Annotated in this window: 13 protein-coding genes; 6 read left to right on the top strand and 7 right to left on the bottom strand. The window is 55.1% G+C overall.

The genetic code is table 11. The features are described from left to right. The first annotated feature begins 53 nt into the window (after window positions 1–53). A complete protein-coding gene (locus ACQRAJ_RS01680) occupies window positions 54–563 on the top strand; it encodes a hypothetical protein (protein WP_427729139.1) in 510 nt (169 codons plus the stop codon). Here the strand turns inward: ACQRAJ_RS01680 and ACQRAJ_RS01675 are convergent. Beyond that, window positions 545–1,249 carry a hypothetical protein gene (locus ACQRAJ_RS01675; protein ID WP_427729141.1) on the bottom strand — a complete coding sequence of 235 codons (705 nt, stop codon included), beginning with the start codon at window positions 1,247–1,249 and terminating at the stop codon, window positions 545–547. The genes ACQRAJ_RS01680 and ACQRAJ_RS01675 overlap by 19 nt on opposite strands. Window positions 1,250–1,400: 151 nt before the next feature. Here ACQRAJ_RS01675 and ACQRAJ_RS01670 point away from each other — a divergent pair, with 151 nt between their 5' ends. Then, on the top strand, window positions 1,401–2,372 hold the full coding sequence (locus tag ACQRAJ_RS01670) for an IS30 family transposase (protein ID WP_373205034.1): 972 nt from the start codon (window positions 1,401–1,403) through the stop codon (window positions 2,370–2,372). Window positions 2,373–2,428: 56 nt separating this feature from the next. Continuing rightward, window positions 2,429–2,923, top strand: a complete 495-nt coding sequence (locus ACQRAJ_RS01665) for a nucleotidyltransferase domain-containing protein (RefSeq protein WP_427747545.1) — start codon at window positions 2,429–2,431, stop codon at window positions 2,921–2,923. 71 nt (window positions 2,924–2,994) lie between these two features. On the opposite strand, the gene ACQRAJ_RS01660 is transcribed toward ACQRAJ_RS01665, so the two are convergent. Then, window positions 2,995–4,077: an IS1595 family transposase gene (locus ACQRAJ_RS01660; protein ID WP_052241584.1), complete on the bottom strand. Its 1,083-nt coding sequence runs from the start codon at window positions 4,075–4,077 to the stop codon at window positions 2,995–2,997. Between the two features lie 314 nt (window positions 4,078–4,391). Here ACQRAJ_RS01660 and ACQRAJ_RS01655 point away from each other — a divergent pair, with 314 nt between their 5' ends. After that, window positions 4,392–6,731 carry a hypothetical protein gene (locus tag ACQRAJ_RS01655; RefSeq protein ID WP_427747544.1) on the top strand — a complete coding sequence of 780 codons (2,340 nt, stop codon included), beginning with the start codon at window positions 4,392–4,394 and terminating at the stop codon, window positions 6,729–6,731. Between the two features lie 565 nt (window positions 6,732–7,296). Here the strand turns inward: ACQRAJ_RS01655 and ACQRAJ_RS01650 are convergent. Genes ACQRAJ_RS01650 through ACQRAJ_RS01635 form a run of 4 tightly spaced genes read right to left on the bottom strand, consistent with a single transcriptional unit; the run spans window position 7,297 to window position 9,529 of the window. Next, window positions 7,297–7,917 (bottom strand): lipoate--protein ligase family protein, encoded by a 621-nt coding sequence (locus ACQRAJ_RS01650; RefSeq protein WP_108726747.1) that lies wholly within the window; start codon window positions 7,915–7,917, stop codon window positions 7,297–7,299. Then, window positions 7,917–8,120, bottom strand: a complete 204-nt coding sequence (locus ACQRAJ_RS01645; protein WP_108726748.1) for an acetyl-CoA carboxylase biotin carboxyl carrier protein subunit — start codon at window positions 8,118–8,120, stop codon at window positions 7,917–7,919. The genes ACQRAJ_RS01650 and ACQRAJ_RS01645 overlap by 1 nt, the downstream gene beginning before the upstream one ends. 8 nt (window positions 8,121–8,128) lie before the next feature. Then, on the bottom strand, window positions 8,129–8,464 hold the full coding sequence (locus tag ACQRAJ_RS01640; RefSeq protein WP_427747543.1) for a thioredoxin family protein: 336 nt from the start codon (window positions 8,462–8,464) through the stop codon (window positions 8,129–8,131). Window positions 8,465–8,512: 48 nt separating this feature from the next. Next, window positions 8,513–9,529: a permease gene (locus ACQRAJ_RS01635; RefSeq protein WP_427747542.1), complete on the bottom strand. Its 1,017-nt coding sequence runs from the start codon at window positions 9,527–9,529 to the stop codon at window positions 8,513–8,515. 115 nt (window positions 9,530–9,644) lie between these two features. Here ACQRAJ_RS01635 and ACQRAJ_RS01630 point away from each other — a divergent pair, with 115 nt between their 5' ends. Together ACQRAJ_RS01630 and tet(W) are read left to right on the top strand one after the other, a co-directional pair. Further along, window positions 9,645–9,908 carry an ArsR/SmtB family transcription factor gene (locus ACQRAJ_RS01630; RefSeq protein WP_167801316.1) on the top strand — a complete coding sequence of 88 codons (264 nt, stop codon included), beginning with the start codon at window positions 9,645–9,647 and terminating at the stop codon, window positions 9,906–9,908. 974 nt (window positions 9,909–10,882) lie between these two features. Further along, window positions 10,883–12,802 (top strand): tetracycline resistance ribosomal protection protein Tet(W), encoded by a 1,920-nt coding sequence (gene tet(W), locus ACQRAJ_RS01625; RefSeq protein ID WP_427747541.1) that lies wholly within the window; start codon window positions 10,883–10,885, stop codon window positions 12,800–12,802. Between the two features lie 175 nt (window positions 12,803–12,977). Here the strand turns inward: tet(W) and ACQRAJ_RS01620 are convergent, their stop codons facing one another. Continuing rightward, the gene (locus ACQRAJ_RS01620; protein WP_427747540.1) at window positions 12,978–14,192 is read right to left on the bottom strand and encodes an InlB B-repeat-containing protein; all 1,215 of its coding nucleotides are present in this window, start codon (window positions 14,190–14,192) and stop codon (window positions 12,978–12,980) included. Between the last annotated feature and the right edge of the window lie 149 nt (window positions 14,193–14,341).

The following is a 14,341-nucleotide window of genomic DNA, read 5'->3' as shown; positions in this document are numbered from 1 at the left end:
TACTCATCGTAAAATTCTTCTGGCATTGATACACAACGACAGGGGTTTGGCATATGAATTTCAATGCGTGCGTAAGGCCCGAAACCATCAGCAGCCCAACTAGCTTGGCGCATCCTTTTGGACGCGCCAAGCTAGTTATCCCCAATCAAAAGAACGATTATGGGAAGAATGAATCCGCCACGCTCGAAGACCTGTATGGGATGGAATTTGTAGCGGCCTACGTCCTTTGTAACGCTTACGCAAACGGTGAAGCGAAACCTCAGGCCGTTTTATTTCGATTTGAGAACTGCGATGTTCTGCTTAAAGTTAATCGGTGTTCAGGTTGTTTAGAGATGCAATTGGAAGCTCTTGATCTTCGAGCAATCCGTTATTCAGTCCCACTCAATCAAGATTGCTATTACTGGCAACTCGACTATAGTTCCTTGCATTTAACTGGGAATACCCTGATTTCTTTCAAGCTCAAACTGGACTCATCAAGCAACGATGCACAACGAGCTGAGTTTAACCTTGGAAATGGGAGGATAATCTTTGAAGCAAATCGCCTTTACATCATCGATACGTAGTAGTAAAGGACTTCGCTTGCCGGCAGTCTTTCCTCGTAAATCTCCAGGCCATTTTGAAGGTTAACCTGACTTGAATCAATTTTAAAATGCAGCCTGCTTGATCGCGTTTCCGACGGAAGGATCAATGCGGAACAAGTATCTAAGCAATACTCCTCACCGGTTTTTGGGTTGATTAAATGAGAAAGCAGCATCGTATACACAAGTTGCTTGTAATCAACATCGTCAACAGAAGAGTAGTACTTGGCATCAAAGATGCACTGCAACCCATCGTCTAAAAGATAGTAATCTGGCTCCATGGTTTGGCCGGGGCTTGCAATATTTAACGCATAGTATGCTTTATTAAAATCGGAAGGTCCCGTTGGCGAGTCCGACAAACAAAGTTGTCCATTACAAACTCCCTGAAAACGAGAACGTAAATACGATAAGGCAGCGCTCTCCCAGATTTTTTCAAACGAGTAATGCTTCAAGTAATATGGGCCGCCTATATTGGTCCCACTAAAAAAGGAAATGAGAGCATCAATCAGATCAATTTTTGTGTCAAGAAACGAGCGATTGCGTTCCTCCAATAACTTCCCGATAACATAGTCCTTATTCTCGAGAAGATTACGATTCGGATAATGAGAAAAGCTTTCACCCTCAAACAAAAAACCAAACCGAGAAAGCGTATACCCAATAACGAAAGACATACACTCCGTAATCAAGGTCTCAACGTTTTTTGTGGCCCTGTATCTTAAAGGCTTGAATCTTCACTCTAAATGCAACGCATCGCAGCGAACAGCGGCCCACGGCCCTCGGTAGAATGGTGTTTGCCTAGAACATCATACGAAAGAGGGGACCATGGGCCACCACATCCATCTTACACTACACGAGCGCGAGGACATCATGATCATGCGCCGGGACGGGAAGGGCGTCTCCGAGATCGCCCGCGCCATAAGGCGCGACAAGTCGACCGTCTCCCGCGAGCTGAGCCGTAACTCGTGCGCCCGGTCCTACCGCGCCTCGACCGCCCAAAGGCGCTACGACGAGCGCAGGAAGGCGTGCCGCCGACGGGCCATCCTCGACGACGGGCATGTGTTCGACCTGGTCAGGGAAAAGTTCCTGGAGCAGCAGTGGTCCCCCGAGCAGATAGAGGGGCGCCTCGCCTTGGAGATGGGCAGGAGCCCCGTGAGCGACACCACGATCTACCGCGGCATACACGCGGGCAGGTTCGACGGCTGCATCGGCGGCCGCAAGGCCAAAAGGAGGCTCAGGCATAGGGGCAAGCGCCGCCGGGGGCCCGATGAGCGCCGCGGCAGGATCCCGATCACGCACGAGATCTCCGAGCGGCCGCAGGCGGCCGAGCTCCGCAGCGAGCCCGGGCATTGGGAGGGGGACACGGTCGCCGGCAAGGCGGGCGGCGCATGCCTGCTGACGCTCGTGGACCGCAGCGACGGCTTCCTCGTGGGCGGCAAATGCCGGCGCAAGACGGCGGAGTGCGTGCGGGCGAGGATGCCGTCGTCGCTCGCGGGCCAGCCCCTGGCGTCGGTGACGCTGGACCGGGGCAAGGAATTCGCCGCCCATGCCCAGGTCACCGACGAGATCGGGGTGGAGTTCTACTTCGCCCTGCCCCACCATCCATGGCAGCGGGGCACCAACGAAAACACCAACGGGCTCCTGCGGGAGTACTTCCCGAAAGGCGAGTCCTTAGACGATGTCAGCGAAAGGCGGGTGCTGGAGGTGTACGATAAGCTCAACCGCAGGCCGCGCAAACGCCTGGGCTACCGAACACCGTACGAGATTCACTACTCCGAGGTGTTGCATTTGATTTGAAGATTCAAGCTATAATCTTTCTTGCTTAAATAGCAGGCGAAAGCGAAGGAGCTCCTATGGTCACCAAGGATGATGCGTGTTGGATAATCGGCCTTTCCGCAGGTGCGGGCATTGGCGTATATCTTGATGGCGGCTGGGGCGTCGATGCGCTTGTCGGGCGTGAGACCAAGGCTCATAACGACATCGACCTGTTCGTTCAGCGCGGGGATTACCAAAGGTTCGTGGATCTAATTGCTGATGAGGGGTTTTCCGAGGTGGCTGCATCTTTCACCACCGAAGATCACACGGTGTGGCAAGACGAGGCGGGGCGCATCGTCGACCTGCATTGCTTCGATTTCGCCGAGAATGGCGATATTCTGTATCAGGGAGATCGTTTTCCCGGGGAGGTCTTTTCGGGGAGGGGGCGCATCGGCGAGGTGGAGGTGTCGTGCATCGACCCCGAAAGCCAGCTGTTGTTTCACTTGGGCTATCAGCATGACGAGCACGACGTCCACGATGTCATGCTCCTATGCCGTGAGTACGGTTTCGACGTTCCCGAAGAATATCGCTAGCTGTTGCTTTTTGCATCGGGTCACGACTTCAGCGCTTGCCGCAGATGCGCTGCGCCAGACCGCCCTGGACATCACGCCACGCCGTATATGGCCCTCCGCGCACGCGAGTCCCATTTCGCCTGCTTGATCCAGTACTCGTAGAACGGATAGGGGGTCACCTTGTACTGGCGCCAGGTCTTCTCGTACGTGCCGCGGGCCGCCTGCCTCACTATGAGCTCGGCGAGCTCGTCCGCGCTCCTGCGGACCTTGAAGCACCACGTCCACTTGAACCAGGCGAGGTAGTTCTCGAGGCGTCTCGTGGAGACGCCCCGGAACCTGCCGATGAAGTGCCTCATCTGGGAGTGGAGGCTGTTCACCCTGTTGATGGCGTGCTCCTCCCTCTTGCTGGCGATGTGCTCGCCGACGCCGAGGGCGGGCAGGACGCGGCGGTACACGTGCGCACGGTCCGTCGAGATTATCGCGCCGACCGCGAGCTTGTCGGCGAGCAGCTCCCTGGCTGCCGCCTCGTCGAGGCCGCCCCTCCCCGCGATCTCGTAGAAGATGTCGCCGGCGTCGTTGATGCCGGTGAGCACGCATATCTTCTCGTGCCCGTCGGTTCCCTGCGACCTTGCGCGGGGCTTCCTGGGCACGCCGGACTCCGACCTGGAGCGGTTTCCCTTGAAGCTCTCCCTGAAGAAGCACTCGTCGAGCTCGGCCCCGCCGCCGGCCTCCACGCGGAAGGCGGGCATGCGCTTGGCCATGGCCTCGAGCAGCCTGTGGCGCATGAAGAACGCCGTCTTGAGGCACACGCCGCACTTTTCCGCCGACTCGCGCAGCGGGAGCATGTCCACGTGGCACTCCGCGAACCTCATCCAGGCCGACCTGTCGAGCTTGGTGGTGGAGAAGATGCGCATGGTGGCGTCGGTGAAGGTCCTGGCGCACCCTCGGCAGAGGAACCGCTGACGGCCGCGCCCGTCTCGCCCCCTCTTCACGTAATGCGGGGAGCCGCACCAGGGGCAGGCTCTGTCGGGATCGTCTTCCGCCCCCTCGCTTGCCGCGAGGTCGAACAACTCCGCGTCTATCAGCGCCTTGAGCGATCTCAGGGCCCTGCTCTTCTCGGCAGCCGTCATCTGCGGGAGGAACTGCCTCGTCAGCTGGGTGAGCACGTCTTCCATTGCAACCTCCATCTTTCCTGATGATGGAATTGTCGCAATTGGGGGTCCTGCTGCGTGTACTGTGCATAGGACACTTATCCAAAGCGGTCTAACACAACGGTCCTAATGGACATGGTGCTTGCAAACGTAAATTTAGAATGTCATCTGTAAGATTCCGTTTAGCAACCAAGCAGCAGTGGGAGGGATTCTAAGGAGATCAGCTGGGACAAATTGTCCCAGAGTTCCTCCATATAGCTGAATGTTCCTAAGGCGGTTATTAAAGGTGGGATAATTGATGAGATGTGTAAAGCGCATCGCTAAGAGAAAGACCGCACATGAGCAATTTTGAAATCATCCCGGTATCGAGTGCCGGCACACTCGACATAAGCCCAGCCTCCAATGAACTTTCGATTCTCGATTCCTTCGAAGCCCTGGAATTCGAATTCGACGACGCGGTAGACAAGGCGAGTAGGCTGGACTATGGGATCGCCGCAGGAAGCGGCTTGTTGACCGGGCTGCTCAGCGTGTTTCTCGGCAAGCCTCTATCTATCGAAGAGGCAGCGAAGATCGGTGGTAAGGAAGCCGACAAGATTGTCATAGACGCAGCGAGGGCCTTCGGCTGCGACCTTCCAAACGATAAGGCCATATTCGACAAGGACGGCAGATGCAGCACCGAAGTCCTGGCCAAGGCAATCAAGTTCTTGGAAGACAAATTCCCAATTCCTCAGGACAAGCTTACCCCTGAGTTCGGAGGAGGGCTTCAGCACCACCTTCGAGATTTCTCACACCATCCTACCGTTCTCGGCCTCTTCTTCTCCATCCTCGGCCAATTTACGGGCACGGGCTACGGCACCGACACGGACGGCAACTTCATCAAGCTGTTGTTCCCCGAAAACGCCCTTGTAGGGAAGAACGTCCCCGAGAAGATCGCCATCGGTACGTTCAATTGGCTGTTCCACCTTGTCAGCGACATAGACGGGTCGAACCAAAAGGCCGGCAAGGGAACCGGCATCCCGGGGCCCATTCTGTCCATGCTAAAAGAGCTTTCTTCCACGCCGCTGTTCAAGAACGTTAAGGTCAACTACAAGGAAAGCGAGATCTCGTTCTCGAAATGGGTCTCCAAGCTGTTCAATGGCACCTACTTCAAGGATTCGGAAGGAAAGCCTGTCCGCTTCGACTTCAGGACGGAGATGGGCTTGGCCACGCAATTGCTGGAGCAGTCCCTTTTCGTTCTTGCAAACGAAGTCGTCGTCCGCGTTTTCTACACCGTCTCGAGACTTGCTTCGGAGATAAAAACGAAGCGCATAGCTTCGTTTGCGGAGCTCGACCGATTGGATCCGAAGGGCTTTCTGCCGATCAACAACAGGGCCCTTACGAGGATGTGCACCGTTTCCAGCGGCACGTTCCTAGCAGTCAATTCCGCTGGCAGCGCTATTAAGGCAGGGATAGCTTCTAAGGGAAACAAGGCCGCATTCGCCAAAGCGTTCTTCTTGAACATCAACTATCCCGGCATCGGAAGGTTCGCCGTCGCTTGCTTCTTTGACGCCAAATACATCAAGGAAGACGTCGCAACTGTGTACAAGAAAGCGATGGCCGAACATGAGAGGCAGAAGCAACTAAGGGAACAGGAGCTTCAGAGGCTTTCCGCGAAATATCGATTCTTGACGCTCAACTCTGACCAAACCAGGCTCCTGTACTCCTTCCAGTCGATGATGGTGGCCTTTGACATCCTGAGCACGAAGAAGGCGGATCTGGCGCTAGTGAAAACAAGATGGAAGGACGAATGGGAGGCCACCGTCTGCGAATCCCTGGATGTGGCCAGAGATGAATTCTTCATCCGCAGCGGCAGGCAAGCATTCGATTTAATGGAAGAGATCTCCAACGATGTCGAAGACCGCTCCTGGATTGACCTGCTGGTTCTCGAGCTATCTAGATTTACGCCTTACTACCAGCTAGGTCTCGAAGAGAACAAGCCTTATAAGAAACTCAAGGTCAAGACCGACTACCTTGGCGACGTTTTCTGCAAGGGGCAGAACTACATTGACAGCACCGATGTGAAGGCAATTCAAAAGGCATACACGCATGCGATCGGAACGATAACCGGCAATCGAAAAAGGGTGGTTGCTGCAGCGGTAGCGACGCTTGCGGTCACCGCGGCGACTGCAGGAGGCGCATTATTCTTCGCTCCTGAAATTGCAGTGCTCATCGCGGGCGATGCGGTTGTCGGGCTCTCAGGTGCAGCATTGACTAGCGCCAGCCTGGCTTTCGTCGGAGGAGGCTCGCTTGCAGTTGGCGGCATGGGCATGGCTGGCGGAACTGCGATTCTAACAGGCGGAGGCGCGTTGCTTGGCCTCGCGGGATCAGGTGTAACCACGGCGGCGAGCGTTGCCGTGCAATCGTCCGAGTCTTTCGTGCAAAGCGAATGTTCCAAGCTTCTAGCGTTCTGCTCTGAAATCGCCGTCAAGAAATACGGACGCTACGACATCGCCTCTCTAGCGCAACAAGGAATGCAGAACTGCGCAGAGGAGCTACGCGCCGAAATCGAGAAGCTGTCGAATAAGGAAAACGGTCAAGACAAAAAGCTTATCTCCCAAATGAAGAAAAGCTTGAAGTGCATGGAGCGTTGCGAAAAGGCTCTCGAGAAACTGCAAGATTCAAGGAAATTGCTGGATTAGCTCGACCGGGACAAATTGTCCCAATGGGGACATTTGAAACTCATAACCGATTAGCACCAAGCCACTTGCGATTATTCCAAACGAACAATGTCCAAATCATTTTGCAAACGTGCAGGTTGGTGACATCATATGTAAGCCACTTGCGCTAATTGTCCTCCGATGATTGACTGGGGAGATTCTATCAAATGTGTAGCCGCACGGTGCAATGTCGCCTGAAGTCTGCTTAAACGAACATAAGACTGGACCCAAGAACTAGGTGCTATTCGCGACCTCACGTGACCCACGAAAAAGCCTCGGGCACTCCGAAAAACCGTGACCTAAATTTGACCGCATGCCCAAACGTCGATTTTTGAGACTGGGTGTAAATAGGATTCACTAGAACAAACTGCGACAAACTGGGACAAACTGGAGAAAGTTTTCAACTATAGAGTGAAAGTAGCCCGTATAGGCTTTGTGCAATAAGAAAACCCCAGTTTAACTGGGGTTTTCTTATTACGATCGCACCCCCTAGGCTTCTCACGGTCAGGGAGCTGACGGAGGCGCACGTGAAAGAGACCGGCGGAAATCACATCGCACCCAAGGAAACGGAGGCGAGGAGCGCTCTCTCGAGTGCTCCCTGGAACTCGTCAGCTGTCATCTGCGGAACCAAATCCTTGATGTTCCTCACGCGGGCGAAAACAGACCTCATGGCGGTGCCGCAGTACTTCCTCTTGCCGGGGGCAAGCAGGCGATCCATCGCGTCCAGGTCAACATCGAACAACACGCTGCCGTGGAACACGACCAGGTCGCCAGCGTCTTGCCATGCGCATCCGCATACCTTGCGACCGGCGACGTAGACGTCGTTGCGGTCGTTTCGGACGGCCGGCACGCCCAGGGCCATCAGGGCCCGCTCGGGAACCTCCATGGCGCGCGGAAGGAAATCACGCGGCACCGCCATCGAGAATGCCACGCACCCCTCGTCGCGGTAGACCGCCCCGCCGCCGCTTTGCCTCCGGACGATGTCGACACCCAGCTCCTTGGCAAGTGCGGCGTCGACTTCCGCTTCAATGTCTTGGTTGAAGCCCACTGAGACGCAGGGGGCGTCCCGGTGGGTGAAAAGGAAGGGCGTGCCCGTGCGAAGAAGCTCCTGCTCGAAGGCGAGGTTCTCGTAAGCGGTGCGGTAGGGGCTCTTCACGACGTTCAGCATCAGCCCACCGTCGCCAGGAGCTGGCCCTCGGACACCATGCCGCCCTTGCAGGCAATGCCAATCTTTCCAGCGCACGGTGCCACGACCTCCATCGTGCCCTTGCCCTGCTCGAGGGAAGCAACTACTTGCCCGGCCTCCACGGTATCGCCGTCTGCGACCTTCCAGAAAAGTATCGCGTTGCCTCGGGTCGATCTGATCTCCATGGTTCCTCCTACCTCAAGTACGCTGCGACTTCCGCCGGGGTGAGTACCATGCCAGCGGACACGACCTTGCCGTCAACGACCAGCGCAGGCAGGCTCATGGCGCCGTAGCCCATGATGCGGTCCATGTCGGTGACGTACTCAAGCTCCGCCTCGAGCCCCAGCTCGGCGATGGCCGCTTGGGCGTTCTCGTACAGCTCGTGGCAGCAGCCGGCCCCCAGCACCTTCACCTGGCGGGCGCCTCCGCAGCCGCAGGGCTCTGCCTTCATCTGCGGAGCGCCATCATTGCACGCGCAGGGAACGGCGGCCTTCTCTTCCTTCTTCTTTCCGAATCCGAACAATCCCATGACAATTTCTCCTTTCGACGCGCCCGCACCGTGCGGGCTCCTAACCGGTTAGAACAGCGGCTGCAGGAAGTTGAACACGTAGCCGCTTATGCACATGCCGACGATGCACAGCCCCAGGAACGTCACCATTAGCTTCGGCTTGATGACGCGGGAGAGCATGGTCAGGCTGGGGATGGACAGCGTGGTGACGCTCATCATGAAGGCCAGCACCGTGCCCAGGCCCGTGCCCTTGTAGTACAGGGCCTCGGCGATGGGGATGGCGCCGAATGTGTCGGCGTAGATAGGCGCGCCGACGAGGGTGGCCAGCACCACGGCGAAGGGGTTGCCGTCGCCCAGGACCAGCTCGATCCACTCGGCGGGGATCCAGTTGTGGATGAAGGCGCCGATTCCCACGCCCAGCAGGATGTACGGGAACACCTTCTTGAACGTGCCCCAGGTCTCCTTGCGGGCATAGGCCAGGCGCTCGGCCACGGTCATGGACAGGAGCTCGGCGTCCGCCGGCGCGTCGCCGCGGACGAAGTCGGCCAGGTGCTCCTCCATGCCCATGCGCTGGATGATGGTGCCGCCGGCGATGGCGATGAGCAGGCCAACCACCGTGTAGGCAACGGCAACGCCCGGGCCGAAGATGCTCATGATCAGCACCAGGCTGCCCAGGTCCACCATGGGCGAGCTGATGAGGAAGCTGAAGGTGACGCCCAGGGGCAGGCCCGCGCGGGTGAACCCGATGAACAGCGGGATCGAGCTGCAGCTGCAGAACGGCGTCACCGTTCCCAGCAGTGCTCCCACCACATTTCCCCAGATGCCCTTGAAGCGGCCCATGATCTTGCGGCTGCGCTCGGGCGGGAAGTGGCTCTGGATGTAGCTGATGGCGAAGACGAGCACGCACAGCAGGGTGACGATCTTCACCGTGTCATAGATGAAGAAGTGGAGCGTGCCGCCCCACTGGCCCGCTGCGTCAATGCCTAGCGCGCCCAGCAAGGCGGCGATCAGTTCGCTCAGCCACTGCATCTTCAGCACCTGGTCCAAGATGAACGTTCCGATGGACTCCATTGGGACTCCTTTCATATTGATGTATCGATATATATCTATGTTAAGACGACAATATAGGAGTCACATAGATATATGTCAATATATGAATTTGCGTGATATACTGAAGCTGCCAGACAGACAGGAGGAAACCATGGACAACGAGAGCCTCGCGGCGGCGTTCAAGGCGCTGGGCGACCCCACGCGCCTGCGCATCTACCAGGCCATCAAGGACAAGGACGATATCTGCGCGTGCAAGATTCTTGAGCAGATGGACATCACCCAGCCCACCCTTTCCCACCATGTGAAGCAACTCTGCGCCGCCGGGCTGGTCAGCTGCCGCAAGGACGGCCGCTGGATGCACTACTCCGCCAATCGCGAGACGGCAGCCGTCCTTTCCGATTGGATATCCGGTTAGGCCGTGACCCAGCGTGACCCCAGAGAATGACCAAAATTGTATGGATATCCGTGACTCAAATTTGACCCCATGGATTTTCGGCAATTTTTGAGACTGGGTATAAATTGGGCGAACTAGAACAAACTGCGACAAACTGGAGCAAACTGGAGAGAGTTTTTAACTATAGGTTTGCAATTGTCGCTGGTGGCTTGCATGTGATGCCGCTTCAGATCACCTGAAAAGGGGAGGATTTGGCCGCTCTACCCTGCCCTTTTTGCTACTGGGACAAAAATGAAACTCAACACCCTTGAGTTTCATTTGAGTTTCTATTATCAGAGCAGTTTTGTCTCACTTTTGTGCCGTTGAGTATCGCCGTGTATCGCCACGTTCGTTTTCCGTATAAAATACGAGACGACATGGAAATGCCCGCACTTTCGATTCATAGAGTGGGAATAACTGACAAAACCCGCAAAGCCTTGAAAACACTGGGTTTTTGAAGCGGAAACGGGGCATTTGATAGCAAATTGATAGCAGATACCAAAACCGGATTTACTTTGCTCACTCCTGTATAGCGGGTGGTTTGCGGGTAAATCCTCCATATCCTAAGATTAGGCGCACGATAATCACCAAAACCGGAGGGTGTTCCAGTGAATGCCCTCCTGATTTATTTGGGGAATCGGGTAAAATAATTTCTTGTTTTTTAGAGCGTACTATGATATACTGCTATTAACCTGATTTGAGGAGTCTACCAAATATGCGGCAAGGTATTCTTAAATAAAATTTGATAATGGGCACAAAAATGATTGCCCCTTGCAGGGGCTTGGTTTTTGCACCCAATTTAAGAATACTTTTGCCTTTTTAGTAAATATCGTGACGGACAGCGGCTTATGTAAGCCGTGTATACTTCTGTGTGTCCGAAGTCATGATCCCCAGCGGTAAAAGTATTAGCCGCTGGGGATTTTTGCGCCCATTTGGGCCTTGTACGGAGGATAGACATGAACATTATCAATATTGGGATTCTTGCCCATGTAGACGCTGGAAAGACAACCTTGACGGAGAGCCTGCTATATGCCAGCGGAGCCATTTCAGAACCGGGGAGCGTCGAAAAAGGGACAACGAGGACGGACACCATGCTTTTGGAGCGGCAGCGTGGGATTACCATTCAAGCGGCAGTCACTTCCTTCCAGTGGCACAGATGTAAAGTCAACATTGTGGATACGCCCGGCCACATGGATTTTTTGGCGGAGGTGTACCGCTCTTTGGCTGTTTTAGATGGGGCCATCTTGGTGATCTCCGCTAAAGATGGCGTGCAGGCCCAGACCCGTATTCTGTTCCATGCCCTGCGGAAAATGAACATTCCCACCGTTATCTTTATCAACAAGATCGACCAGGTTGGCGTTGATTTGCAGGGCGTGTATCAGTCTGTTCGGGATAAGCTCTCCGCCGATATTATCATCAAGCAGACGGTGTCGCTGTCCCCGGAAATAGTCCTGGAGGAAAATACCGGCATAGAAGCATGGGATGCGGTCATCGAAAATAACGATAAATTATTGGAAAAGTATATCGCAGGAGAACCAATCAGCCGGGAAGAACTTGCGCGGGAGGAACAGCGGCGGGTTCAAGACGCCTCCCTGTTCCCGGTCTATCATGGCAGCGCCAAAAAGGGCCTTGGCATTCAACCGTTGATGGATGCGGTGACAGGGCTGTTCCAACCGATTGGGGAACAGGGGAGCGCCGCCCTATGCGGCAGCGTTTTCAAGGTGGAGTATACAGATTGTGGCCAGCGGCTCATCTATCTGCGGCTATACAGCGGAACGCTGCGCCTGCGGGATACGGTGGCCCTGGCCGGGAGAGAAAAGCTGAAAATCACAGAGATGCGTATTCCATCCAAAGGGGAAATTGTTCGGACAGACACCGCTTATCCGGGCGAAATTGTTATCCTTCCCAGCGACAGCGTGAGGTTAAACGATGTATTAGGGGATCAAACCCGGCTCCCTCGTAAAAGGTGGCGCGAGGCCCCCCTCCCCATGCTGCGGACGACGATTGCGCCGAAAACGGCAGCGCAAAGAGAACGGCTGCTGGACGCTCTTACGCAACTTGCGGATACTGACCCGCTTTTGCGCTGCGAAGTGGATTCCATCACCCATGAGATCATTCTTTCTTTTTTGGGCCGGGTGCAGTTGGAGGTCGTTTCCGCTTTGCTGTCGGAAAAATACAAGATTGAAACAGTGGTAAAGGAACCCACCCTCATTTATATGGAGCGGCCGCTCAAAGCAGCCAGCCACACCATCCATATCGAGGTGCCGCCCAACCCGTTTTGGGCATCTATCGGACTGTCTGTTACACCACTCCCGCTTGGCTCCGGCGTACAATACGAGAGCCGGGTTTCGCTGGGATACTTGAACCAGAGTTTTCAAAACGCTGTCAGGGATGGTATCCGTTACGGGCTGGAGCAGGGCTTGTTCGGCTGGAACGTAACGGACTGTAAGATTTGCTTTGAATACGGGCTTTATTACAGTCCAGTCAGCACGCCGGCGGACTTCCGCTCATTGGCCCCGATTGTATTGGAACAGGCATTGAAGGAATCGGGGACGCAGCTGCTGGAACCTTATCTCTCCTTCACCCTCTATGCGCCCCAGGAATACCTTTCCAGGGCTTATCATGATGCACCGAAATACTGTGCCACCATCGAAACGGCCCAGGTAAAAAAGGATGAAGTTGTCTTTACTGGCGAGATTCCCGCCCGCTGTATACAGGCATACCGTACTGATCTGGCCTTTTACACCAACGGGCAGAGCGTATGCCTTACAGAGCTAAAAGGGTATCAGGCCGCTGTCGGCCAGCCGGTCATCCAGCCCCGCCGTCCAAACAACCGCCTGGACAAGGTGCGCCATATGTTTCAGAAGGTAATGTAACGTCTTGCGCAATATTCATATACTTGAATTTGTCGAGTGGGAATAGGAGAAAATTGGGAATAGAATTCCCAATTTTAGTAGGAACAGCGTAATTAGGTACGCGAATGGGAAGGGGAGTCCCGCGGGACTCCCCTCTGTTTAGATCGAGAATTAGAACGGTAACGTCACGTATGCTTTATGCGTGCTTGCATTTGCGATACGAGGTTAACGCGATGCCGACTGCGATCAGGGCTGCTGCACTGAAGCAGAGGGATGCCAGGAGTGCCATCTGGTTGTCACCGGTCCGGGGGATTGTTGAGCTGGTGGGAGCGGAGTCGGCATTCTTCTTCCACTGGGCGTACAGGGTGGTGTCCTGGTCTGCGTTCTTCTTGGCGTCGAAGGCCTGCTTGCCTTCCTTGTCGTAGGTCCAGCCCTTGAAGGTGTAGCCTTCGGCGGTGGGATTATCGATAAGGGTGATGGGCTTGCCCTTCTCGGTCTGCTTGGTCACACTGTCGCCGTGGCCGTTCATGTCGAAGGTGACATCGACCATTTCGATGATGGGAGTGGAGGGAGCTTCCCAGACAGCCGTGAAGGTGATGTTTTCTTTAGCGGTGTATTCGCCGATAAAGGGATCGGTGCCTTCGGAGCCCTTCATGATCCAGCCAACGAATGTGTAGTCGCCGTCAGTGCCTAGATTGGGGAGTTCGACGACTTGGCCCTTGTTCACGGTCACGGCTTCAGGTGCGGTCCCGAATTCGGATTCGAAGGAAACGGTGACCTTTTCCTTTTCGGTCCATTTGGCGTAGACGGTCATGTTCGTAGCGGCGGTGCCGTTGAACGAGGTGGTGAGGCTCTCATCGGTGAACCAGCCGCCAAAGTCATAATCTGGGTCGGTGGGCTCGGGCAGGGTGACGGACGTCCCCTTCTTGACCGTAATGGGGTCAATCTTGGTTCCGTGGCCTTTCATATCGAAGGTCACGGTGACGGTTTCGTAAAGCTCTGCTTTAGTGAATCGGGTAGTGGGTTTCGAGCCTTCAATGGAAGATGCTGCGTTTTCGCCAAGAGAAATAGGTGTATCAAAACGGGCGGTTAATACTGATCCATCTTCCGTTGTCAACTCAAGGACAGATGGGTGAATTGTATCTCCGTCGTTATTCGTGAAATGGGCCTCCAGGTGATCGTTCGAGCTATCTATTTTTATTTCAAGCGAAAGGTTCTTTTCATTTGCTTTAACGACGCCATATCCCGGCGCTTTGACTTCATTCCAAGTGGCAATGGGTCCCTCGCCTTCAGCCCAGGCGTAATTCTGGGTGCCGGAGAAGGTGAAAGCGCAAACGCCGACGATGGCTGCGAGCGTGAGGACGAAAACCGTCCGGCGCCTGGCCAAGGTCTCTTTAACCTGTATCTTCATCGTATCCTCCAATTCAAGCGTGCGTTCCCTATTGCAACATTGCATTTCATGTTAACAGAGAATTATTTTCGAGCATGTCCCTTGCTCGGCTCGGGCTTGCTCTGGACGGGGATGCTTCGCGGTCTTGATGGGGTGGGTGCCTAATTCGA

This window comes from Collinsella sp. SGI.184, from assembly GCF_050313415.1.
Taxonomy (GTDB): Bacteria; Actinomycetota; Coriobacteriia; order Coriobacteriales; family Coriobacteriaceae; genus Collinsella.
The sequence above is the reverse complement of the archived record's forward strand: the minus strand, read 5'-3'. Positions and strand labels throughout refer to the sequence as shown.